Below are 24,244 nucleotides of genomic sequence, written 5' to 3' on the forward strand. Positions count from 1 at the left end.
ACTAGACGGTCGATTCAAGTATGCTAATAGCTCCTTCGGAGAAAGCAACACGTATATTAGAATGGTGGTTATCCCATACGTCTGTTCATAAAATTATAAAGGGACATAAAACTGGCATCGTAACAACATAAACCGCTATAAGGTTAGAGGAGGTATATACTGATGATATATCAAGCTATTCAGCAGTTAATTGATTGGGCTATTGAAGTTCAATTAATTGAAAAAGAAGATGCAATATATACAAGGAATAAAATCCTTTCCTTACTTCGTTTAGATGACTTTGTAGAGGAAGCATCAGCGCCCGCATCTACAAAGAAGGCAATTTCGGAGTTATTGGAAGAGTTAATTGAATATGCTTGTATGCATAAAGTCATCGAGGAAGTACTGGACGAGAAGGAGATTTTAGCAAGTGCAATTATGGATATTTTTATGTCCAAACCGTCCGTTATCAATTCTCTATTTTATGAAAAATACGAACAAAATCCGAAGGCTGCGACAAATTACTTCTATGAATTAAGTAAAAACAGCAACTATATACAAATGAAGCAAATTGCCAAAAATATTAATTATAAAGTAAATACGGAATATGGTGCCATTGATATAACAATTAATTTATCAAAACCGGAAAAAGACCCGAAACAAATTGCTAGAGAGAGAGTATCGGAAAGTACAAATTATCCAAAATGTTTACTTTGTATTGAGAATGAAGGATATAGAGGCAGAACTGGACATCCAGCACGCTCGAATCATCGTATGATCCGAATGAATCTTACAGATGAAAGCTGGTTTCTACAGTATTCTCCGTATATATACTTCAAAGAACACTGTATTGTATTGTCCTCAGAACATCGAGATATGAAAATTGACCGTCAAACATTTTTACGTTTGTTAAAATTTGTAGAAAAATTCCCGCATTATTTCCTTGGTTCTAATGCAGATTTGCCTATTGTAGGAGGATCTATTCTAACACATGACCATTATCAAGGTGGAAATTATGAATTTGCTATGGCAAATTCATCAAACGACTTCATTTTTGAACTCACTAACTTTCCAGAAATGCAATGTTCTATTATTAAATGGCCAATGTCAGTTATTCGCTTAAGAAGTAACGACATAGAACAAATAGTAAATGCAGGGGAGTACATATTAGAGAGGTGGAAGGGATATAGTGATCCTTCTGTAAATATATTTGCATTTACGAATGATGTTCCACATCATACGATTACGCCGATTGCTCGCTACCGGAATAATATGTACGAATTGGATCTTGTTTTGCGAAACAATCGTACAAGTGAAGAACATCCACTAGGAATTTTTCACCCACATGCGGAAATACAGCATATTAAAAAGGAAAATATCGGGCTGATTGAAGTAATGGGGTTAGCTGTACTTCCGGCACGTTTAAAAACAGAACTTCAGGAAGTGGAAAAATTCTTACTTAACATTCCAAATGATATTCCAACGCCTCATATACGATGGGCAGAACAATTAAAAATCAAATATGACAATCGGATACATGAACAAAATGTACAGAAGATTATAAGAGAAGAAGTGGGAAGGAAATTTATACAGGCGCTTGAAGATGCTGGTGTTTTTAAACGAGATGACGAAGGGATATCGGCGTTTAAACGTTTTATTCAGACCTTAAATTAGGAATGGACTTAGTAGTTATAACGATTACAAAATGACCTAATTATATGATAAAGGAGGTAATAATATGGGGAAGTGTGAGCATAAGCAACTACAGGAATTGAAACAGATAGGTGGCCCTATATTAATGATGTGTATGAAATGTAATCAAATAATTAAAGTGTCCAAAGGATCCAGTACAAAAATAAAGTAAAAAAGAATGAAGCGTATATATTTCTAGTGGGTGAAGAACAAAATCCAAACTGAGTAAAGTTTCACTTTATAAAAAGAATAGAAAAAATAAAAAAACATCCCATATTCATATGAGATGTTTTTTAGTATGGTTCTGTCGCATGTAATACGACGTCTAATAAACCGGGAAATCTAGCATGTAAGTCATCTTCACGAATTGAAATGAAGCGCTGTGTTCCTTCAAGGCGTGTATACATAACACCGGATTCACGTAAAACCTTGAAATGGTGAGATAAAGTTGATTTCGCAATGGGAATGTTTAACGCACCACAAGATTGTTCATGTTTCTCTAGTAGCATCGTTACAATTTGTAAACGAATTTGATCGCTAAGTGCGTATAAGACAGAAGAGAATTGAATTTCTTCTCGATTTGGATGATAGAGAGTACGCATTTTTTCACCTGCTTGTATAAGTTCATATAGTTTGCACTATAACATATAAAGTGGTATATTTCTATTGTTCGAATATATTCGAACAATAGAAATATAGGGGGAGAAACAATGAAGTATACTAAAATGCAAAAGGCAGGACTACATATTTCAAAGTTGGGGTTAGGAACAAACGCTGTAGGGGGACATAATTTATATGCTGATGTGAATGAGGAAGAAGGAAAACGATTAATAGAAGAAGCTATCCAGCAAGGGATTACATTTTTTGATACAGCAGATTCATACGGTTTCGGTAGATCAGAGGAATTGGTAGGAGAAGTATTGAAAGGAAGACGCCAAGAATTTGTACTTGCTACAAAAGGTGGATTACAGCCGTTATTAAATGGGGAGGTTTATATTAATAATGAACGAAGCTTTTTAAGAAATGCTGTGGAAAATAGCTTAAGAAGATTACAAACTGATTATATTGATTTATATTATTTACATTTTACCAATCCAGAAACAAGTTACATAGATTCAATTGGAGAGCTTGCTCGTCTAAAAGAAGAAGGAAAAATTCGTTCAATTGGAATAGCAAACGTAAACGTAGAGCAATTAAAAGAAGCGAATCAGAACGGACAGATAGATGTTGTACAATTACCGTATAATATGTTGGATCGTGCTGCTGGGGAAGAACTTTTGCCGTATTGTATAGAATCAGGTATTTCATTTATTCCATACGGGCCTCTTGCTTTTGGGATATTAGGTGGAAAATATACAGAAGATTTCAAATTGAGCGAAGTGGATTGGCGTCAAAGTGTAAATCTATTTGAAGAAAATACATATAAGAGTAACTTTAAAAAAGTTGAGAAGTTAAAAGGCTTAGCTAAAGAAGAGAATATCGAAGTATCGCATTTAGCTTTAGCGTGGCTATTAAACAAAAAAGGAATTGATACTGTTATTCCTGGTGGGAAACGAGCGGAGCAAATAAGAGAAAGTGTAAGAGCGGTGGAAGTTTCATTGAATGAGAAGGTTATGAAAGAGATTGCATCTATTTTAGAAGATTAGTTGAGAAGAGGGGTACTTCCCTCTTTTTATATAAAAGGAGAAGGTTTAAATGAAAAGAGTACTAGCTGTATTCTTTATGATAATGTTTATGATAGGTACAGATACTTTCTTAATTTCACCACTTTTACCGACATTACAACAGGTGTATCATGTTTCAACTGAGCTATCAGGATGGATGGTGAGTTCATATGCTTTAGGATACGCTGGATTTGCGCTTATTGCTGGTCCTATATCAGATGGCTTAAACAGAAAAAAAGTGATGGTAATAGGAATGAGTTTTTTTGCGTTAAGTACGTTTTTATGTGGAATGGCACCGAGTTTTCTATGGATGCTAGCATTTAGATTTTTAGCAGGTGTAAGTGCAGCCTTTGTATCTCCACAAGTGTGGGCATCTATTCCGCTCCTTATAGAGAAGGAGCAAATTGTAAAGGCAATTGGAATTGCAACAGCAGGATTAGCAATTTCTCAAATTTTAGGGTTGCCAGTTGGATCGTATTTGGCAATGGTACACTATACAACACCATTCTTCGTCATTGGTATATTATCAGCACTACTTGTGATTCTTATCTATGTAGTATTACCAGAAATACAACCGGTTTATATAGGTGGAAGTAAAACAAACATCTTAAAGTGCTATAAACAATTACTTACAGATTCAAAGGTTTCACTTTCTTATTTTGCATATTTTGTTTTTCAAACTGGTAATTTTGCTGCATTTTCATTTTTCGGTGTATGGCTTTCCATTCAATTTGGTTTACAAGTTCATGAAATAGGAACAGCTATGCTTGTATTAGGGTTAGGAAATTTAACAGGGAATATTTTGGGCCCAAGAATCGTAAATAAAATTGGTTATAACCTTTCTTTTTATGGTGGAATTATATTTACAGCAGTGCTATATGTATTACTACCTTATGTAAAGAACATTATATTTGTGGAGCTATTATTCTTTGTTTTATTTTTTGTGACAGGGATTTTATTTGTATTAATGATGAGGCACTTACAAAACCTGTCTAGTGCAGCAAGAGGAACAGGAGCAGCGTTTGCAAATGCTTCTATGTATATTGGTCAAATGATTGGATCGGCAATAGCAGGAATGTTATTTGCAGCATCTCACAATTTTATACTTATAGGTAGTTTTACTGCGTTATTATATGTAGTAGCTTTATTTCTGTTTAGAAAAAGTGAAAAACTTACTGAAAATAGTGAAACAGGAATTGCATCATAAAGCCTATGTAAATATTTCGCAAACCAGAATTAATAAGAGTGTGAATATATGAATGTGCTTTTAATTACAGTGGTTACTAAAAGTATAGAAATAGTAGTAGAAATGTATTGTAACAAAGTTATAAGGAATCCAAAAATAAAAAATCCCTATAAAGATAGGGATTTATATATCGGCATATAGTTCCTTGGAAAAGGATATACTTAGTTTAGCATATCGGACTACTTATATTTGTGAAATAGATGTGAAATAGATGTGAAAAAATACCGTAATAAAAAGCACTGTTTTAGCTAATGAACTAAAACAGTGCTTTTTTCTTTGATTGAACAGTTGCTGCATTTTCATCGTGTATGCCTGCATCTCTAATAATTCGTTGTTTTGCTTTATTTAATAGATGATTTACTGCTTCACCAAAATAGTTAGCTTCGCTTTTTGTGCGGGCTTCTCGTAAACATTTATAGTTTTCTAGCAGTTCCTCTTTTTCAGTGTTTGTTAAGAAATCTTCTATTTTCTTTTTTGTCATACGAAACACCCTTTCTTCTGACAAACGACGCAATAGAAAATATTTATTGTTTATTATAGCAATAATTTTTAAAGAAAGTATACACTAACGTCGTAATAATTTGTCAATTTCTTGAATCTTCTCATCAGCTTTCCCAATTTGTGTATTTTTAGCCTGCTCACCACCAAGCGCTTGGTGCAGTAAGAAAGTCTGACCGGAAATAGCAGTCACAATGGATACTTTTATAATTTCTTTTATTAAGGTGACATCGAATAAAACGAGTCCAAGAAGTGCAGCTAGACTACCAGTGAAAATATCAGTTAAAAACCCAAAGTGAAAAAAAGTTTTCAAACGGCGTGGAAGCAATAACTTGCCTTGGTTATTGATTAGATGGGAAACGAAACCAGTAATGCCACCAACGAGAACAGCAGTTAGCCATTGATACATTTCCATCGAATCCACTCCTTTTAGTGAATAAGATTCGATTATTTTATATTGATTCCTTTTAATATTTCATAGAAGCATATTGAGAAAGTTTGTTTGGGGTTATTACGTATTCAATATAATTATAACAGAAAAATCTGGTATCTTTTAGTCTATTATATGAAGCGGTTATTCCTTAATATGAATGTATAAAGGGGTGCGTGATATGAATATAGATCATCGAATAAGAAGTGTGGATGGTTATACAAAAAATATAGGGGAATTAGTAAGCATGCTGGAGCATACGAAGGCTGTAACATTACAGGAAATAAAAGATCTATCAGTTGAGCAATTAGATTTAATTATGCCGAGTGGAGGAAATTCTATTGGAGCGTTATTAAAACATATAGCAGCTATAGAAAAAGCTCATCAACTTATTTCATTTCAAGAGCGCGACTTTACAAAAGAAGAATTAGAAATATGGGAGGACGCACTGTATTTAGGGGAAGCAGGGAAAACAATTCGTGGTCATGACATACAGTATTATGTACAACTTTTACAATGTGTTCGAGAAGAATCTCTGAAGTATTTGAGTGAACAAGATGATGAATGGCTCATGTCAGAAAGAAAGTGGCCTAACGATGTAGCGTATAACCAGCACTATCTGTGGTTTCATGTGCTAGAAGATGAGATTAATCACCGTGGGCAAATTAGAATGATGAAACATAAATTATTTGAAAATTACGTTAAATAAAGTAGATTTTTAAATAAATATTCCATATAATGAGAGTAATTAAAATGAGAACGGGGTGATGTATTATGGCGAAAATAACTTATATGAATAATAAACCAAATACAAAGGTGGATGGAAAGGGCGAGACTGTATAAGTTAGCGCACGATCCTTCCGCTTAGCTTAAACTAGGGAGGATATCAATTTGAATCAAAATATTTTAGAATCATTCGGCTGGGATTCTTTTTTTGAGGAACAAGCTGTAGAGAACTTTGAAGTAGGACGTATTTTACTTGAGCATAAGCATATATATCGAATTATTTGTAATGATGGTGAATATATGGCAGAGCTTTCTGGAAAGTTTCGACATGAAGCAGTAACGAAGGGAGATTATCCAGCGGTTGGTGATTGGGTATTTATAAAGAAAATAGAGAATGAAAAGAAAGCAATTATTCATCGTATTTTTCCGAGAAGAAGCTCTTTTTCTAGACAAGAGGCTGGTACTCGAACGGAAGAACAAGTAATAGCAGCAAATGTAGATTATCTATTTTTAGTGAATGCACTTAATCATGATTTTAACGTAAGAAGAATGGAACGTTATTTACTATTAGCGTATGAAAGTGGTGCAATGCCTGTTATTGTTTTAACAAAAAGTAGCTTATGTGAAGATGTGGAACAGAAAATTGTAGAAACGGAAGCTGTGGCAATTGGTGTTCCGATCTTCATCGTTGATAGTTTAGAACATACTGGTATTGAATCGTTGCAGCAATTTGTTTCTTCAGGAAAAACAATTGCTTTAGTCGGATCATCGGGGGTTGGAAAATCCACTTTGTTAAATGCACTTATAGGACTTGAAGTAGCAAAAACGGGAGATATTCGTGAGGAAGATAGTAAAGGAAGGCATACGACAACTCATCGTGAATTGTTCCGATTACCGAGTGGTAGTTTAGTTATTGATACTCCGGGTATGAGGGAACTGCAGCTATGGGAAGGAAGCGATGCAATTCAAACAACATTTTCTGATATTGAAGAATTAGCAAAAACGTGCCGTTTTAGGGACTGTAAGCATGAAAATGAGCCAGGATGTGCAGTGCATCATGCAATTGATAACGGAATTATTACGATAAATCGTTTGCAAAGTTATAAAAAATTACAAAAAGAACTGGCGTATTTTATGAGAAAACAAGATGCTGTTCTTGCAAGAGCAGAGCGTGATAAGTGGAAAAAGATTTCTAAGCAGCATAAAAAAATGTAAAAAGCCAAAGGGTGGTTCCCTTTGGCTTTTTTTTGCATTTGTAAATTTTATAATAATATTATTCGTATATATGGACAAAGAGAAATTAATTGTTTAAACTTTACAAAGTATTCATCATAATAGGTTATGAAAATAATAATTCGGGAATGGGAAATATTTGTAATTCACTAGATTTAACTTTTGAAATTGAAAAGCAGGAGGTTTGTAATGGGTAGACTATTAAATTGGTTTCGTGATATGAAAGTAGCAAAAAAACTACTAATTTCATTTTTTGTCATTTTAATTGCGGCTGTATCTATTATCGGAGGCATGTCTTATCAAACGGCTAAAAAGAATTTTGAATCACAAATTACGAGCAGTGCTCACGACAATATAAAAATATTAGATAATTTAATCAATCAAATGATTGATGCAAAATTTAATGATGTGAATAATTTCGCACGGGTGATTCAAGGTAATATGTATCAAGGGGATAATCAAGATGAATTAAGAAGAATGTTATCTCAATATATCAATTTGAATAAAGATGTTGAACAAGTATACGTTGCTGGGAATGATAAGAAATTTGTGCAAGAACCAAATATACAAATGGCAGCAAACTATGATCCAACAGAACGTTCTTGGTATAAAGATGCAGTGGCAAAACAAGGTGGTATTGTAATTACTGAGCCGTATAAGGCACAAGGAAATGGACATATTGTCGTAACGATTGCAAAACAAGCAGAAGATAAAAACGGTGTTGTAGCGGTAGATTTAAGTTTAGATAATTTATTAAAAACAACAAAGTTAATTAATATTGGTAAAAAAGGATATGCTTTCATTTTAGATGGGAAACAAAAAATAATTGCACATCCTCAAGAAAAATCAGGAGAAAAAGCAGCCGATTCTTGGGCGAAGAAAATTTATGAAGATAATCATGGCTCTTTTTCCTATACGTATGACGGTAGCGAAAAGAAAATGGTATTTGCTACAAATGTAAAAACAGGTTGGAAAATCGGTGGGACGATGTACTCAAATGAAGTAATTGAAGCTGCGCAGCCTGTATTTTATAATATGTTAATTGTTATGTTCATTTCATTAGTTATAGGCGGGGCACTTATTTATTTTGTAACACTTTCTATAACGAAGCCATTAAAAAGATTAGTTGCTACTTCTAAAGAAATAAGTGAGGGAGATTTAACGCAAACAATCGATATCCATTCTAATGATGAAATTGGCCAACTTGCAAAAGGATTTAATGAGATGACAGATGCATTGCGAACGTTAATCGGAAGAATTAATACTTCGGCTGGACATGTTGCAGCAGCATCAGAAGAGCTAACGGCAAGTGTAAGACAAGCAGGTGAAGCGACTGAGCAAATTACAATGGCAATGGATGAAATATCGAGCGGGGCAACAACGCAAACGACAAGTGTAGAAAATGGTGCAATGTTACTATTTGATGTAACAGAAGGAATTCAGCATGTTGCAAATAGTTCATCATCAATTAATATGGCTTCTGCTCATACTCGTGAAAAAGCAGAAGATGGCGAGAAACTGGTAGGAAAAACAGTAAATCAAATGCAGTCTATTGCAGAATCTGTTTCGCAATCAGATGAAGTTATACAGTTATTAAATAATAAATCAAAACAAATTGGTGACATACTAGAAGTAATTCAAAATATTGCAGATCAAACAAATCTTCTAGCTTTAAATGCGGCAATTGAAGCTGCAAGAGCAGGAGAGCATGGAAGAGGATTTGCAATCGTTGCAGATGAAGTACGTAAATTGGCGGAGAAGTCTAGCGTATCTTCTAGTGAAATTAGTAAATTAATATGTGAAATACAAGATGACATGAGTAAGACGGTAAAATCTATGAGTCATGTAAATGAAGAAGTTCAATCTGGACTAGTTATTGCGAATGAAACGAAGCAAAACTTTACTGAGATTTTACAATCTACAAATGAAATTGTAGATCAAATTAAAACGATGGTTGAAACGGCTAATGGAATGTCAAAAGGTGCAAATGAAGTATCTATTTCAGTAGGTCAAATTGCAATGACAGCACAGAATAATGCGACGAGTACTCAAAACGTTGCAGCATCAGCAGAAGAACAACTAGCTTCCATTGAGGAGATTAGTTCTGCGGCTGGTACATTATCTCAAATGGCTGAAGAGTTACAAGGGTTAATTGAAAGATTTAAAGTTTAACATAGGACAGACTATCTCCAAAATAGCAGTATGCTATTGGAGTAGTCTGTTTTTATTATGAAAAATTAAATGGGGTGGAGAGTATCTTTATAATATTGAAAGGTATATTTTGTATAATATTTGTCGAAAAATAGAGGTATTTGTTAACTTTGTGTATAATTATAATCATATAGAATACAAATAAAGGAGATTACTATGGGAGTTTATTGGGGGACCAAAAGACATTCTTGGCTTAGTTATGTCTCATTTTGGTTAAGTATTTCATTTTTTATCGTTTTTCTAATTGAAGTGTTTATTTTAAAAACACTTTCGAATAGTTCGGTGCAAATTGTTAAATATTTTTATTTTATACTTGTACCAGTAAACATCGTTCTTAGTTTAAAGTTACTCTTTAAGAAGAATGAAAAGAAAGCATTACCTATTTTTAGTTTCATTGTATCATTATTATTTACAATTTTAATACTAGTATTAGCGTTAGCAGCTACTGGGAAATTCTTTTAAGGAGAGTGATATAAGTCACTCTTCTTTTTTGTTGTTGCAATCAAATAATAAGTGGAGGATAATACATTTATTTAAGTTTGATATGACTTGAAAGCCTTAAAAAAGTATTAAGAAATGAAATAAGAGACAATTCATATAATAATGAAGAGGATCAGGTGGTTTACATGTAATTATGAAGCAAATGAATACGGTAAGAACGGTGATATATGGTACAATACAGATGGATAGTGATAGAGATAAAGGGTATATAAAATACCCATCGTTTTTTAGTAAGAGAGGGGTTATCTTATGCTATACGAGGATTTGATGACATTATTTCAAGCAGCTCCGAAAGAAGAAGGTAGAGGCGGCTGGAAATATATAATCCAGGAACAAAATGATAAATATGAAATTGTTGATGAACTGTTAAAAAATCAAATGAGTGTTGAATTGTATTTTAATGAATATGATGAGGTGAAAATCACTTTATATAAAGATGGAATGCCTATTTCTACTATGCAAAGAATTGCGATTTCAAAAGTTGAATTAGACGAAGAGGAAGAAGGGATTCAATTCGTTTTAGAACGTATGCCTAGTCGGATGATTCGCTTGCAACTAAAGCCATATTTAGCACTCGAAATGGGGCCGTACTGGGAAGTATGTAATGACTGTGAATGAACATAAAAGAAGCATCCAATAACATGGATGCTTCTTTTATGTTTTTTGAAGTTGTTTAAAAGCAATAATTGGAAGTAAAATGATGCTGACCCATCCGATTATAGGATATAGAATGTGGAGTAATTCACTGTATCCAACGTAACTAAAGCAATAACTAATTAGTAAAATAAAGAAAATAATATTGTTATTTTTCCATCCGGTGATAGATTGCATTTGTTTTGTCATTCCGAACACATTGCCAACTAAAGTGGTGAACACTTCACCGAAAATGATAAGAACAAAGAAAAAGTGAAAAGTCGCATTAAACTTTCTTATGACTTCAGCCATTGGGATATTATATTGATAAAATTGATCGACTGATAAGATAGCTAAATGGCTACATAATAAAATTAAAGAAAGTCCTGCCCCCCCTAAAATACCGCCCCATAAAATGGCCTTTCGATCTTTTACTTCACTGGCTAACGGGACGAGAACGCTTTGGGCGAGCGAAAGATTTAAGGCGACATATGTAATAGGACTAGTAATCCACTTCATATTCCAGCTTTCTGCAGGAATAGTGTTACTAATAGGAGTTGTACCGTGAAAAAAAGTTGTAATAGCAAGTCCGATAATAAAAATCATCATAATAGGTACGACAAGTGTATTCACTTCAAAAACCCCTTGTAATCCACGACTACCTATAATGAGACAGGCGATCACTGTAATGAAAATACCAAGCTGTCTTGGTAAGCGAAGTTGCTCTTCAAATACCGCCCCAGCTCCTGATAACATAACGCTCGTTACACCAAATAATACGAGCAATAATAGTGTATTTACAACATTTCCAAATACATCCCCAAATAAATATTTGTTAAATTCTTGCGCTGAAAATGCACCGATTTGTGATGAAAGTAACATCATCTTTGTGCCAAGCCAAATAAAAAAAAATCCGCTTACACATATGCCAATGGTTCCATATAATCCGTTCACTGTAAAAAATTCAACAATTTCTCGTCCAGTAGCAAATCCAGCTCCAACGACTGTTCCAATATAAGTAGCAGCGACTTTCTTTGCTACTTGCCATTGTTGATTGTCCATGTTATCCCTCTTTCTACTACGATGAGCTTGATTTTACTATTATGCATATGTATGAGCTTGGACAATTAGACGTAAGAAGTAGTAGAAAACATACATGAATGAAAAGATATTAGGGAAGTATTAAAGGTGTTAAAACTTTGTTACATATGAGCCAATCTTTCGAAAGGAAAGGAAATGTATGGTAACATGTAACTAGGCTATTAAAAGATAAACATTATGAAATGATAAGAGGAGTGGATTGTATGAGTACGAAAACAAATGTTGTTGAAGTATTAAACAAGCAGGTAGCAAACTGGAATGTGTTATATGTGAAATTACATAATTATCACTGGTATGTGACAGGACCACACTTCTTTACATTACATGAGAAATTTGAAGAGTTTTATAATGAAGCTGGAACAAATATTGATGAATTAGCAGAACGTATTTTAGCGTTGGAAGGTAAACCGCTAGCGACAATGAAAGAATATCTTGCAACATCTAGTGTGAATGAAGGGACAAGCAAGGAGTCTGCAGAAGAAATGGTGCAAACATTAGTGAATGATTACTCTGCGCTTATTCAAGAGTTAAAAGAAGGTATGGAAGTTGCTGGCGAAGCTGGCGATGAAACATCAGCGGACATGTTATTAGCAATTCATACTACATTAGAACAACACGTATGGATGTTAAGTGCGTTCTTAAAATAAATATAAGTATATAAAGAAAAAGTCGTTGAAAAATTCTTTCAATGACTTTTTTTGTAATTTTTCAGTTTTCTTTTATGCTATAATATAGTAAAAAGGAGGCGATGCGATGTTTCGCTTTTTCAGAACTGGAAAAGAAGAGCGTGAAATTACGAAAGATGAATTAGAACAAGCGATGGCTAAGTTTCTAGAAAAGAATGCTAATATCGTTTATACAGTATTAGTAAATGATGATTATACAGTAAATTATGATTTGTTAAAGCCATATTTACTTGCATTTCCAACAAATAGTTTTCTTATTACGAAGGAAACGCTTGAGGTATTTGAACATACAGAAGAAAATCTAAACCTAGTTAAAGAAATTGATATCGTACAAAAAGCAGTAGATCAGTACGTAACAGAAAAAGAAATGTTTCCGATTGTTGAAGGTAGTGAAGAGCGTCTTATATGCGGGATGAAATTAGGACCGTATTTAAATCGTATATTAAAAAGAGACTTATATATTTCAGAAAAACATTATTTAGTTTCAAGTAAACCAGACAGAAAAAAACAAAAAAGTGGATAGATGTATGGAAAACAACAATAAATATATTGTTGTCTTTTTTTGGTTTTAAAAATATAGATTTTTCAGTTTATTAACCTTATAATAAATTTATTGGACGAATAGGAGTCATGATTAAGTATTGTTAGCGTAAGTTACATACAGTGATTACAGAATGGTATAAAGGTTTGAGAAATAAATATGATAAAAGATTACGGGGGAATGGGTGTATGAAAAATAGTATGACTTACATTCAATTATTAAATGAAACATTAAATCGTTATGCAAATAAAGGAAGTTTGGAAGCGTACACCTATATAATGGAGCATGCGAAAGGCATAGTGGGAAATGAGGCGCAAATATATAATTTCAAATATGCACTAGCGGGTGCTGCCGGACTTGAAGAAGAAGCGATGCATTTAATGAAGAAAGCCATTATAGAAAAGGGTTTTTGGTATGGAAATGAATATTTGATTTCCGACGATGATTTAAAACAACTACATAAATTTGAAGAGTTTCATAAAATGGTTCAATTATGTAAAGAGAGAGAAGAATTAGCGAAGAAAACAGAACGAGCAGAGGTGAAATATATAGAAAGTAAGAAAAAAGAAAAACTATTTATTGCAATGCACGGTGATCAAGAAAATATAGGAATAGTAGAACCATATTGGAAATCTGTTTTGAAACAAGATTATACGTTAGCTTTACCGCAGTCTTCGCAAATTCAGTTTTCAGAGGGGTTTGTTTGGGATGATATACATAGAGGAAAAGAAGAATTAAAAGAGCATTACGTTACGTTTAAAGAAAATCATTCGGTAGAAAGTGTAATAATTGGTGGTTTTTCTGCTGGTGCAAGAGTAGCTTTGTATACGATTTTACAAAAAGATATAGATGTAGATGGTTTTATTTTTATGGCGCCGTGGCTTCCAGAGATTGAAGAATGGAATGAGTTATTGGAAGTGCTACAAGATAAACATATAAAGGGATATATTGTGTGCGGGGATCAAGATGAAGATTGTTTTGAATGTACGCAGCAATTTGTACAGTTATTAAGAGATAAGAATATAGAACATAAGTATAAAGTTGTCCCCAATTTAAATCATGATTATCCTGAGGATTTTGAAGAGCTATTAAAAGAAGCTATTGCATATATAAACGACAAAAGTAATAAGTAGTAAGAAAGGGAGATGCATCATAATTGATGTATCTCCCTTTTATATTTATAAATTAAAAGCATTTGCTAGTAAGCGATAAGAATTCAATTTATCTTCAAATCGATGAGTAATTGTAACAATCATAAATTCATCAGTATTGTACGCTTTGCTTAAGTTTATGATTTGTTCTTTCACAGAAGATGGATCACCGACGATCATACGTTGACGATTTTCTTTTATACGGAATAAATCATAAGCGCTGTATGAATAATTTTGTGCAGTTTCGATAGAAGGAGTACCAGTTGTTCGCTTTCCGTGCTCTAGTAATAAGATTGATAAATCTAAACTAGAAGCAATTTTTTCCGCCTCTTCATTTGTTTCTCCGCAAATAACAAAAATAGAGACGATTGATTTTGGGTGGTCTCCTAAATAGGAAGGTTGGAATTGTTCCTGATAAGCCTTCATTACTTCAGGGCCACCGTATCCGTTAATAAACTGTGCGAATGCAAAAGAAGCACCTTGTTTTGCAGCAATCATCGCACTCTCTCCACTAGAACCGAGCATCCACATCTCGGGGGATGTTGGAATGACAGGAGTAGCCTTTAAGTTTGCATAATGATGGTTTTCTGGTACTTGATCATGTAAGTACATTGCAACATCTGCAATTTGTTCTGGATATTGATCCAGTGAGACCATCTTTCCTTCTTGTAGTGCGCGAGTTGCAATTGGCATACCACCAGGTGCTCTGCCGACACCAAGGTCAATACGATTTGGATAAAGCGCTTCTAAAACGCGGAAATTCTCAGCAACTTTATACGGGCTATAGTGCGGTAACATAACACCACCTGAACCAACTCTCATACGATCCGTTTTTGCTGCAATATGAGAAATAAGTATTTCAGGACTTGAACCAGCAAGGCTGACGGAATTATGATGCTCAGATACCCAAAAACGTGTGAATCCTAGTTTTTCAACTTCTTGTGCAAGTGTAACAGTATGAGAAAAAGCTTGTGCTGCTGTACTACCATCTGAAATAGGGGATTGGTCTAACACACTTAATTTGATCATAGAATATACCTCTCAATCTTAATGTACATCCTATTATATATTTACTTACGAAAAATGCGTAATAAAATGCTCAAAATTAAAAGTGGATAAACCACCTATCTATATTTAACGAGAAAAGCCTCGTTCATAATGATTCATTTCGACTAAATTTAAAATATAATCGTAGTTATCAATCTCAAGTTTTAGTTGTTCACGCTCTTTTTTAGATAGATGCATACTACTAAGTTTGTTGCATAGTTGTTGTTTCTTTTTTTCTAAATACTTCTTTGTAGCGTGGTAGTCGTAAGTTTGTTTCATTTTCAACCACTCCTTCTTTGCTGTTGCTATATTATACGAGGCGTGAAGAGGTGTGAAAGCTAACTCTTATGTACTTTTAGTGAATATTCCTCTTTCCATGTTGTTATGTTTATGGGAATTTATGAATAAAATGCACTAAACCACTAATGCCCATTTTATCCCGCATTAACGGGCGGTAAAACTCCCACCTCAAAATTCGGCTGGAGCAAAGAAGATAGGTGGGAGATTAACTGCCCATAAAAGCCCGATTGGTTCAACTAATAATCAGTGGGGAAGAATCCCCCACTGATTATAGTTTCACTTTATGAAGTAAGGGGTGGAATTGTGCAGAAAGATATTATGTATAACACTGAAATGGATGAAACGTTAAAAGTTATAAATAAAGGTTTAAAGAAGACGACTCGTCCGAAGCGAATTATAGTAGTAGGGGCCGGTATGGCTGGGTTGGTTTCGTCATCTTTATTAAAAGCTGCAGGACATGAAGTGAAGGTTTTTGAAGCGAATAACCGGGTAGGTGGCCGCGTAGAGACAGTTAGAATGGAAGATACCGGATTATATTTAGATGTAGGGGCAATGAGAATTCCGTATTCACACACATTAACGATGGCATATATCAAAAAATTTGGGCTACAGGTGAGCCCTTTTATTAATAGGAATGAAACGGATATTATTTACGTAAATGGCCGGAAAACGACATTAAAACAATATGAAAAAGATCCAAGTATATTAAAGTATCCTGTAGAAATGAATGAAGTCGGGAAAACGTCTGAGGAGCTATTATTGTTAGCGGTGCAGCCTATTATAAATTTTATAAAAAAGAACCCAGAGAAAAATTGGGATATTGTAGTAAAGGATTTTGGGAGATATTCTACAGGACAATTTTTAAAGTATCATCCTTATCAATATAATACGTATTTCTCGCCAGTAACAATAGAGATGATTGGTGTTCTATTAGATTTAGAAGGTTTTTTGGAAAGGTCATTTGTAGAAACGTTACGCTTTTTATATATTATGCAAGAGGAGAGTGGATTTTGTGAAATTGTAGGAGGAAATGATAGATTACCAAAGTCCTTTTTACCACAATTAGAAGAAAATATTATATATAATCAAAAATTAATGAAGCTACATCAGCATGATAACGGTGTGACAGCTTTTTATCGAAACGAGGAAACTTTTGAATACAGTAGTATTACAGGGGATTTAGTTATTATTACAATTCCATTTTCGACAATGCGTTTTGTCGAAGTAGACCCCTTTGATTCTATATCTCATGAAAAATGGAAAGCAATCCGTGAATTGCATTATATGCCAGCGACAAAAATAGGAATTCAATTTAAAACTCGATTTTGGGAAGAACAAGGACAATTAGGTGGAAGAATTATTACAGATCTTCCTATACGTTATGCGTATTATCCAAGTCATGGAATTGGAGAGAAAGGACCTGCTATGATGTTAGGTAGTTATACATGGTCTTATGATGCGTTGTTATGGGATGGGTTATCAAAAGGTGATCGTATCTATTACACACTACAAAATTTAGCGACAATATTAGGCGGTCAAGTATATGATGAGTTCATGTCTGGCATATCAAAAAGTTGGACATTGGATCCATATGCACTTGGAGGATTTGCGCTATTTCAGGCAGGGCAAGAATCTGAGCTACAACCAGCGATTATAAAACCAGAGGGGAGACTATACTTTGCCGGAGATCATACAACGTTATATCACGGATGGATTCAAGGTGCCATTGAATCTGGTGTGCGTGTAGCGGTAGAGGTAAATGAATAAAAGGTTTAAGATTCAGAAATTTCTTTACTGTGTAACTTGAGATGGATATTATTATATATAAAAGAAATATGGGGAGTGTTGAAAGTGAATCCGTTATTATTTGATTTTCCTTCTGAGTTTTATACTGATAGGCTATTTATTCGAATGCCAAAACCTGGTGACGGTAAAGTTGTTTATGATGCAATTGTAGCTTCTATGCAAGAATTAAAACCATGGATGGTTTTTGCACAAAAAGAGCAAACAGAGGAAGAAGTAGAAGTGAGCATTAGAAAATCACATATTCAATTTTTGCAGCGTGAGGATTTAAGATTACTAGTTTTTTCGAAAGAAACAGGTGAGTTTATTGCATCAGCTGGATTACATCGTATTAATTGGGATATACCTCAATTTGAAATTGGGTACTGGATCGATTCGAGATTTAGTGGAAAGGGTTATATGGTAGAGGCTGCAAAAGGTATAATGGAGTTCGCTTTCACTGAACTGAAAGCAAACCGCGTAGAAATTCGATGCGATTCTTTAAATAAGAAGAGTAGAGCGATACCTGAGAAATTAGGCTTTAAGTTAGAAGGTACATTAGAAAGTGCGAGTGTTGCAGTAGATGGAAATGGATTAAGGGATATGTGTGTATTTGCCATGACTAGAAATACATATAAAAAAGAAGAGCTGTAAAGAAATAGCTCTTCTTTTTGAGTATTATGGTACAGGATGTCCGTTAGAGCTTTCGAAAATTGTAAACCATTGTTGACGATCTAAATTAACTTTTGTAGCAAGAGCGGCTGTTTTAACACGATCTAATTTACCAGATCCAACGATTGGCATCATGTTAGCTGGATGAGCAAGCAACCATGCATACATAACCGTATCGATGCTAGTAACACCTAGTTCAGTAGCGACTTTTTGTAATGTTTCACGTAAACGTACGGCACGTTCTGATTGGCCAGTAAAGATTTCTCCGCCAGCAAGAGGTGACCAAATCATAGGATTGATTCGCTTTTCTTGGCATAAATCAATGGTCCCTTTTTCAAAATGCTCAAGCTGCATCGCCGATACTTCAATTTGATTTGTAATGAGCGGGAAATCTAAATAGGAACTTAACATATTAAACTGTGAAGGTAAAAAGTTAGATACACCGAAGTGACGGACTTTTCCTTCTTGCTTTAAGCGTGAGAACGCTTCTGCTACTTCATTTGGATCCATGTATGGATCAGGTCGATGAATGAGTAATACATCAATATAGTCTGTATGTAAGTTTTGTAATGAATCCTCCGCGCTTTTTATAATATGTTCCGCGCTCGTATTGTAGTGCGCAACATATCGTTCTGGAAATTTCGGTGATGGGGGAGCGATTCCACATTTTGTGACAATTTGCATATTTTCGCGTAAGGAAGGCTTAAGTTGTAATGCTTCTCCGAACAGTCCTTCACACGTATAACCGCCATAAATATCAGCGTGATCGAAAGTAGTAATCCCCATATCCATACAAGCTTCAATAAAAGTAAGTAATTCTTGCTTTGTCATATTCCATTCTGCTAAACGCCAAAAACCTTGAATAATCCGAGAAAATTCTAGTTTTTCGGCCATTTGAACTCGTTCCATTATATGTACCCCCTTGATGAATGAATAATATTTTGAAAAGGCTTTCTTACTACATATTATTATATAGTTACAGTGTCATACATACAATAAATATGTTTTGCTACAAAAACGATTTTCTCTATATGCTATAATGTAGAAACATATAGCTATAAGGAGATGTAAGGAATGATTCCAGTAACAATATTAACTGGTTTTCTTGGATCAGGGAAAACGACATTATTAAATCGCATTTTATCAGAGAATCACGGTCAGAAATTAGCAGTGATTGTAAATGAAATCGGGCAAATTGGTATTGATAATCAGTTGATTATGAATGTCGAAGAAGAGATTATGGAGATGACGAATGGATGTTTATGTTGTACTGTACGTGAAGATTTACTCGTCGCTTTAAAACAATTACTGGACGTAAAAGCAGAAGGTAAAATGGACTTTGATGGATTAGTAATTGAAACGACTGGTCTTGCAAATCCAGGTCCGATTATTCAAACATTCTTTTTAGATCCTGTTATTCAGTCTGCATACCAAATTAACGGTGTTGTAACAGTAGTAGATAGTTACCATATACATAAACATTTTGAAAAAGGACTAGAAGCAAAGGAACAAATTGCATTTGCTGATGTCGTTTTAGTAAATAAATTAGATTTAGTGGATGAAAGTGAAAAGGAAAATCTATTGCAGGAACTGCAAGGTATTAACCCAACTGCAAAGTTAATCGAGGCCACTAACTGTGATGTGGATATTCCATCGTTACTACAAATTCAAACGTTTAAAACGAAAGATACGTTACAAATTTATCCTCATACAGAGCATAATCATCTAGAAGGTGTAAAATCGTTTGTACTACGCGAAGAGCGTCCGTTAGATTTACAAAAACTAAACGAGTGGATGTCAGCTGTCGTTCAAGAACTAGGTGAATATTTATATCGATACAAAGGAATTTTATCGATTGATGGAGTAGATAAACGTATCGTTTTCCAAGGTGTGCATACACTGTTTGCTGCATCATATGATAGAGAGTGGCAAGAGGACGAAGAACGAGTGAGTGAAGTCGTATTTATCGGAAAAGATATTAATAAAGAATGGTTCCAAGAACATTTTGAGGAGTGCGTGAAATAAGTCTGCATATATTGCAGGCTTATTTTTTTGAATTAACTAAGTACTTTATGGGAAAATGCTAGATTGCAAAAAAAACGAAGGATAATAAAAAGCCTGTTTTTACAGGCTTGTATGTTCGTCTAATAGTAACTCCATTACAACACCTACAACTGGGCCTTCGTCGTCAATATCTCCGTTTAAGCGGAAGCCGAATGACTCGTATAATCCCATTGCGAGTTTGTTGTCTGGATGTAAACTTAAATAAATTATTTTACATTCAAATTTATCTTGTAAGACTTGAATGAGTAGGCGAAGGAAACGTTTTGCGTATCCTTTTCCTTGATATTGCTCGTCAATCATAAAGCGGTCTAACCATACGCTTTTACGTTTTTCCCAATACCATCCGTACATTGCATATCCTACAAGTGTTTCTCCATCGTATAAACCTACTGACGTTCCGTTTCCTTCGAATAATGATTCTGCTAGAGAAAACGCATTGCTTTCAATAAATTGCTGCTGGTCTTTTGCGACGTTTAAAGCAGCTACCGAACGCCAATTTTTTTCTGTTACTTCACAAATGTGAAGGGCCATAATTCCAACTCACCTTCTAAATTAATATAGCTTAAAAGCTAATATGGATAATTTTACTTGTTATTTTGGTCAAGTCAAGTAAGAACAAATTAAAAAGAAGCTGCATGACATATGCAGCTTCTTTAAAAAAATGATTAATTAGTAGCTTCTTTCAATGTGTTTACGTTTTCTTCCATTAGAGTGAAGTAATCTTTATTGCTCTTCGCATCATCTTCAGAAATAGTAGCAAGATGATTTAAGCGTAAAATCTTTGTACCCGTTTCTTTTTGAATTACAGATGCTACTTTGGGAGTAGAGAAAGTTTCAAATAAAATATATTGTAGATTATGTTCTTTTACTGTTTTTGTAATGTCAGCAAGCTGTTTTTGAGATGGTTCATCTGAAGCTGAAATGCCAGCAATAGCAATTTGTTTTAGGCCATAGCGTTGTTCCCAGTATCCATAAGCCGCATGAGAAACTAAAATATCTTTCGTTTTTGCATTCGCAACAGCTGCTTTAAATTGATCATCTAAATCAGTAAATTTTGTTTGAAGTGCTGCGAAGTTTTTTTCGAATTCTTGTTTATGGTCAGGTTGTAATTCTACAAGTGCATTTTTAATTTTTTCTGCCTGTTTCATTGCTAAAGTAGGATCTAACCAAATGTGCGGGTCTTTATCATGATGATGTTCATCCTCTTTATGGCCGTCTCCGTGATCATGATGCTCTTCTTCAGTAGAAGTACGTAGTTCTATACCTTTTGATGCATTTACAATTTTAACATTTTCTTTTTGCAATGCTTTTTCCATTTTTTCAGCAAATGGTTCTAATTCAGCACCGTTATAAACGAATAAATCGGCTTTTGCAACTTGTACTGTTTGTTTTTGACTTGGCTCAAATGTATGAGAATCTGCACCAGGTGGGTAAATTGCTTCAACAGTTACATAGTCGCCACCAATTTTTTTGGCGAAGTCTGCAAGAGGAAAAATAGTTGTATAAACAGTTAGCTTTCCGTCTTTCTTGGCATTACCTTCTTTTTTATTTGAGCAGCCAGTAAAAATTAAAGTGAAAATAAGTAAGAATGAAAATATAGTCAATCTTTTAGGCATGAAGTTCTCCTCTTTTCTTTTTTACGGATATATTTTCCCCAATTATAGAAGAAAAATATCATTTTAATACAAAACGGAATAATTACGTTTTAGTTTGCGAACTTAGTATAATACATCTTTTATAAAGTTGCAATAAATAATAATCATTCCGATTTGATTTTGTTATAAAGTTGTCAAATATAGATGTGTTATTTTTGCGAATACATGCATATGTGACAACGCTGTGTTCATATATATGAAAGGAGGTTGTAGAGGGGGCTGAGTGTTTGGGTTATTTAATGGAAGCTATTTTATTGATATTAGCGGTAGTATTACCATTAGCCTTAGTCTTAATTTTTTTAAGAAGATTAATAAGTAATTTAGGAGATGCATCAACAGTCACAAAATTACGAGAGAAAGATGAGAAAAAAGAGTGAGTAAAGCACTATGCGTACGCATAGTGCTTTACTTGTGGTAAAATGAGAAAAGGAAACTCCTAGAAGTTGTATTTTACTGAAGGAGAGAAAAGTAAAATAAGAGGTATATGCATATATGAATAAGCGAACAGCGTTAGTACTTGGTGCAAGTGGTTTAGTTGGACAAGAGATAACGCGTCTATTACTTGAATCAGATTACTACGATTCGGTTACTATTTTTGTAAGAGAACCAATGCAATGGCAACATGAGAAGTTACAGCAAAAGCAAGTAGATTTTTCGATGTTAGAGGAATATAAAGAGTTTTTTGCTGTAGATGACGTATTTAGTTGTCTAGGCACAACAATCAAAAAAGCAAAAACAAAGGCGAATTTCAAAAAGGTAGATTATGAATATACGTTACGAGCTGCTTGTTTAGCTGAAAAACAAGGGGTGCAAAATTTCCTTGTTGTGTCCTCGATGGGAGCAAATCCTAAAGCGTTTTTCTTTTATTCACAAGTTAAAGGGAAAATGGAAGAGGAATTACAAAAGTTAGTCATTGGTGGTATTCATATTTTTAGGCCATCTTTATTAGTAGGGAATCGACAAGAATTTCGTTTCGGTGAACGAATGGCTGAAAAGTTATCTCGTATCATTCCTTTTATATTTAAAGGGGCTTTCAAAAAGTATAAACCAATTTCAGCGAAAGATGTGGCGAAAGGGATGTATATCACTGCATTGCGAGAAGAAACGGGTATTTATATTTATAACTCAAATGAAATTACAACGATAGAATAAAAAAAGAGAAGAATGACATGTATTAAAAATAAGGTTTGAATCTTGAATGAACAGTAAATACATGTAGAGTTTAGCAATTATAAGAAAGTGAAAAAGGAGTGGGGAGCCCACTCCTTTTTCACGAAAATTTATAATACAAATACCATTTTTATCCCGCTATTTGTGGGCAGTAAAACCTCCGCGGATTAAAGTTTTTCTTTATACGTCTCCAACACTCTTGATTTTGTAGGACAAGTGACCTCATCTATTACAATGCTATTTTTAAAGTCGTATTATACTAACGGATGATTTCGTGTTATAAGAATTTTTCACCTCATTTAAAAATATACTACTATCACATATCCATTGTTTTTAAGGCCAAGTAATCATTAGAATATACTTTCTATGTGGGAATAATCTGTTTTTATATCTGTTTGAGTAAAATCTGAAGGGAATTGGATTCCGAAGATATAAAAGTCATACATGTACTACTTTATATATTTTGAGGGATTGCAAAAGGAGGATATGCGAATGGCTAAAAAAGAAATGTTGCAAAATGGAATTAAGCAAGTTTTTTATGAAGAAGAATGGTATCCACCATTATTAGACGCATTAAAGGATCTTACTGCTGCACAAGCATGCTGGCAACCAGAAGGAAAGGCTAGTAATACGATTTGGGAAAATGTAAACCATTTACTTGTCTTTAAAGAACGCTTACTTGCCCGTTTGCACCAAGATGAAACATTTGTTGTGCCGCAAAATAATGATGAAACGTTTGTCCAAGGTGGACGAAATGATGAGGATGTTTGGCAACAAACAGTGTTGCGAACAATTCAAGTGCATGATGCTTTACAATCTGCATTAATATCCCTTCAAGAAGCAGAATTAGATCAATTAACTCCTTCTCTACCAGTTTGGCAACAATATATGAACATCCTTTTGCACGATGCTTATCATACAGGGCAGATTGTACAACTTCGCAAGCTTCAAGGTTCATGGCCAGCGCATCGTTCTTATTTGTAAATGATACTTAAAATTGCTGGAGTTTCAAACTAAACAAACGAATTAAAAGGAGTATACTGTTATAAAAAAACAATTTCTCATTTAATTTGAGAAATTGTTTTTTGTTACTCCGGATTATGGAATACGATTTTTAACCCTGTCGCATTTTTGGAATGTGATTATGCTTGTTTTATTTATTAAAGTTAACTGAGTTTATATAATATTATTTCAATGTAATACTATATGTAGTGATAATAAGGAGATAAAAAATAGGCGTATCAAGCAAAATATTGATACAC

General features: G+C 34.1%; 26 protein-coding genes and 1 pseudogene. 18 read left to right on the plus strand and 9 right to left on the minus strand.

Annotation, left to right across the window (positions count from 1 at the left end):
• Nucleotides 1-162 precede the first annotated feature (162 nt).
• Entirely contained in the window at nt 163-1,653 is a 1,491-nt protein-coding gene (gene galT / locus FS742_RS02470) for a UDP-glucose--hexose-1-phosphate uridylyltransferase (protein WP_144611064.1), read from the plus strand.
• A 311-nt stretch (nt 1,654-1,964) separates the two neighbouring features.
• Here galT and FS742_RS02475 read toward each other — a convergent pair whose 3' ends face one another.
• Nucleotides 1,965-2,273 (minus strand): ArsR/SmtB family transcription factor, encoded by a 309-nt coding sequence (locus tag FS742_RS02475; protein WP_001259913.1) that lies wholly within the window; start codon nt 2,271-2,273, stop codon nt 1,965-1,967.
• 108 nt (nt 2,274-2,381) lie between these two features.
• Here FS742_RS02475 and FS742_RS02480 point away from each other — a divergent pair, with 108 nt between their 5' ends.
• From FS742_RS02480 to FS742_RS28170, 3 genes and pseudogenes are all read left to right on the plus strand, one after another.
• The gene (locus tag FS742_RS02480) at nt 2,382-3,317 is read left to right on the plus strand and encodes an aldo/keto reductase (protein ID WP_144611065.1); all 936 of its coding nucleotides are present in this window, start codon (nt 2,382-2,384) and stop codon (nt 3,315-3,317) included.
• Nucleotides 3,318-3,366: 49 nt separating this feature from the next.
• Nucleotides 3,367-4,542 (plus strand): MFS transporter, encoded by a 1,176-nt coding sequence (locus tag FS742_RS02485; RefSeq protein WP_144611066.1) that lies wholly within the window; start codon nt 3,367-3,369, stop codon nt 4,540-4,542.
• A gap of 48 nt (nt 4,543-4,590) precedes the next feature.
• Nucleotides 4,591-4,792: pseudogene (locus tag FS742_RS28170) on the plus strand (hypothetical protein).
• Between the two features lie 45 nt (nt 4,793-4,837).
• Here FS742_RS28170 and FS742_RS02495 read toward each other — a convergent pair.
• Both FS742_RS02495 and FS742_RS02500 read right to left on the minus strand, forming a co-directional pair.
• On the minus strand, nt 4,838-5,062 hold the full coding sequence (locus tag FS742_RS02495) for a hypothetical protein (protein ID WP_000162607.1): 225 nt from the start codon (nt 5,060-5,062) through the stop codon (nt 4,838-4,840).
• Between the two features lie 84 nt (nt 5,063-5,146).
• Nucleotides 5,147-5,494 carry a DUF4257 domain-containing protein gene (locus FS742_RS02500; RefSeq protein ID WP_000426320.1) on the minus strand — a complete coding sequence of 116 codons (348 nt, stop codon included), beginning with the start codon at nt 5,492-5,494 and terminating at the stop codon, nt 5,147-5,149.
• A 196-nt stretch (nt 5,495-5,690) separates the two neighbouring features.
• On the opposite strand from FS742_RS02500, the gene FS742_RS02505 reads away from it, so the two are divergent.
• The 5 genes from FS742_RS02505 to FS742_RS02525 all read left to right on the plus strand — a co-directional run bounded on the left by FS742_RS02505 (nt 5,691) and on the right by FS742_RS02525 (nt 10,798).
• Nucleotides 5,691-6,218, plus strand: a complete 528-nt coding sequence (locus FS742_RS02505) for a DinB family protein (protein ID WP_144611067.1) — start codon at nt 5,691-5,693, stop codon at nt 6,216-6,218.
• A 182-nt stretch (nt 6,219-6,400) separates the two neighbouring features.
• Nucleotides 6,401-7,450: a ribosome small subunit-dependent GTPase A gene (rsgA, locus tag FS742_RS02510; RefSeq protein WP_144611068.1), complete on the plus strand. Its 1,050-nt coding sequence runs from the start codon at nt 6,401-6,403 to the stop codon at nt 7,448-7,450.
• Between the two features lie 207 nt (nt 7,451-7,657).
• Entirely contained in the window at nt 7,658-9,640 is a 1,983-nt protein-coding gene (locus FS742_RS02515) for a HAMP domain-containing methyl-accepting chemotaxis protein (protein ID WP_144611069.1), read from the plus strand.
• A 195-nt stretch (nt 9,641-9,835) separates the two neighbouring features.
• A complete protein-coding gene (locus FS742_RS02520) occupies nt 9,836-10,141 on the plus strand; it encodes a hypothetical protein (RefSeq protein ID WP_144611070.1) in 306 nt (101 codons plus the stop codon).
• A gap of 288 nt (nt 10,142-10,429) precedes the next feature.
• Nucleotides 10,430-10,798, plus strand: coding sequence for a DUF3979 family protein (locus tag FS742_RS02525; RefSeq protein ID WP_144611071.1), 369 nt, complete (start codon nt 10,430-10,432; stop codon nt 10,796-10,798).
• Nucleotides 10,799-10,834: 36 nt separating this feature from the next.
• Here FS742_RS02525 and FS742_RS02530 read toward each other — a convergent pair whose 3' ends face one another.
• Nucleotides 10,835-11,875: a YkvI family membrane protein gene (locus FS742_RS02530; RefSeq protein ID WP_144611072.1), complete on the minus strand. Its 1,041-nt coding sequence runs from the start codon at nt 11,873-11,875 to the stop codon at nt 10,835-10,837.
• A gap of 242 nt (nt 11,876-12,117) precedes the next feature.
• On the opposite strand from FS742_RS02530, the gene FS742_RS02535 reads away from it, so the two are divergent.
• From FS742_RS02535 to FS742_RS02545, 3 genes are all read left to right on the plus strand, one after another.
• Entirely contained in the window at nt 12,118-12,561 is a 444-nt protein-coding gene (locus tag FS742_RS02535; RefSeq protein WP_000105194.1) for a Dps family protein, read from the plus strand.
• 106 nt (nt 12,562-12,667) lie between these two features.
• Entirely contained in the window at nt 12,668-13,123 is a 456-nt protein-coding gene (locus tag FS742_RS02540) for a DUF3939 domain-containing protein (protein ID WP_098102941.1), read from the plus strand.
• A gap of 206 nt (nt 13,124-13,329) precedes the next feature.
• Nucleotides 13,330-14,274 (plus strand): alpha/beta hydrolase, encoded by a 945-nt coding sequence (locus FS742_RS02545; RefSeq protein WP_144611073.1) that lies wholly within the window; start codon nt 13,330-13,332, stop codon nt 14,272-14,274.
• Nucleotides 14,275-14,319: 45 nt separating this feature from the next.
• Here the strand turns inward: FS742_RS02545 and FS742_RS02550 are convergent, their stop codons facing one another.
• The gene (locus FS742_RS02550) at nt 14,320-15,321 is read right to left on the minus strand and encodes an LLM class flavin-dependent oxidoreductase (RefSeq protein ID WP_144611074.1); all 1,002 of its coding nucleotides are present in this window, start codon (nt 15,319-15,321) and stop codon (nt 14,320-14,322) included.
• Between the two features lie 105 nt (nt 15,322-15,426).
• Nucleotides 15,427-15,618 (minus strand): DUF3896 family protein, encoded by a 192-nt coding sequence (locus tag FS742_RS02555; protein ID WP_144611075.1) that lies wholly within the window; start codon nt 15,616-15,618, stop codon nt 15,427-15,429.
• A 324-nt stretch (nt 15,619-15,942) separates the two neighbouring features.
• Here FS742_RS02555 and FS742_RS02565 point away from each other — a divergent pair, with 324 nt between their 5' ends.
• Both FS742_RS02565 and FS742_RS02570 read left to right on the plus strand, forming a co-directional pair.
• The gene (locus FS742_RS02565; protein WP_144611076.1) at nt 15,943-17,406 is read left to right on the plus strand and encodes a flavin monoamine oxidase family protein; all 1,464 of its coding nucleotides are present in this window, start codon (nt 15,943-15,945) and stop codon (nt 17,404-17,406) included.
• A gap of 84 nt (nt 17,407-17,490) precedes the next feature.
• Complete coding sequence (locus FS742_RS02570) at nt 17,491-18,075, plus strand: GNAT family N-acetyltransferase (protein ID WP_144611077.1); 585 nt, start codon at nt 17,491-17,493, stop codon at nt 18,073-18,075.
• Between the two features lie 24 nt (nt 18,076-18,099).
• On the opposite strand, the gene FS742_RS02575 is transcribed toward FS742_RS02570, so the two are convergent.
• A complete protein-coding gene (locus FS742_RS02575) occupies nt 18,100-19,002 on the minus strand; it encodes an aldo/keto reductase (RefSeq protein WP_144611078.1) in 903 nt (300 codons plus the stop codon).
• Between the two features lie 165 nt (nt 19,003-19,167).
• Between FS742_RS02575 and FS742_RS02580 the strand changes: the two genes are divergently transcribed.
• Nucleotides 19,168-20,118, plus strand: coding sequence for a CobW family GTP-binding protein (locus FS742_RS02580; protein WP_144611079.1), 951 nt, complete (start codon nt 19,168-19,170; stop codon nt 20,116-20,118).
• A gap of 99 nt (nt 20,119-20,217) precedes the next feature.
• Here the strand turns inward: FS742_RS02580 and FS742_RS02585 are convergent, their stop codons facing one another.
• Entirely contained in the window at nt 20,218-20,688 is a 471-nt protein-coding gene (locus FS742_RS02585; RefSeq protein ID WP_144611080.1) for a GNAT family N-acetyltransferase, read from the minus strand.
• A 134-nt stretch (nt 20,689-20,822) separates the two neighbouring features.
• Nucleotides 20,823-21,773: a metal ABC transporter substrate-binding protein gene (locus tag FS742_RS02590; protein ID WP_001126161.1), complete on the minus strand. Its 951-nt coding sequence runs from the start codon at nt 21,771-21,773 to the stop codon at nt 20,823-20,825.
• Between the two features lie 266 nt (nt 21,774-22,039).
• On the opposite strand from FS742_RS02590, the gene FS742_RS27425 reads away from it, so the two are divergent.
• The 3 genes from FS742_RS27425 to FS742_RS02600 all read left to right on the plus strand — a co-directional run bounded on the left by FS742_RS27425 (nt 22,040) and on the right by FS742_RS02600 (nt 23,966).
• On the plus strand, nt 22,040-22,189 hold the full coding sequence (locus FS742_RS27425) for a hypothetical protein (protein WP_000540925.1): 150 nt from the start codon (nt 22,040-22,042) through the stop codon (nt 22,187-22,189).
• Between the two features lie 115 nt (nt 22,190-22,304).
• Entirely contained in the window at nt 22,305-22,964 is a 660-nt protein-coding gene (locus FS742_RS02595) for an oxidoreductase (RefSeq protein ID WP_144611081.1), read from the plus strand.
• A 510-nt stretch (nt 22,965-23,474) separates the two neighbouring features.
• Nucleotides 23,475-23,966, plus strand: a complete 492-nt coding sequence (locus FS742_RS02600) for a DinB family protein (protein ID WP_144611082.1) — start codon at nt 23,475-23,477, stop codon at nt 23,964-23,966.
• Nucleotides 23,967-24,244 lie beyond the last annotated feature (278 nt).

The organism is Bacillus cereus, from assembly GCF_007678085.1.
In the GTDB taxonomy this organism is placed as follows: domain Bacteria; phylum Bacillota; class Bacilli; order Bacillales; family Bacillaceae_G; genus Bacillus_A; species Bacillus_A cereus_BE.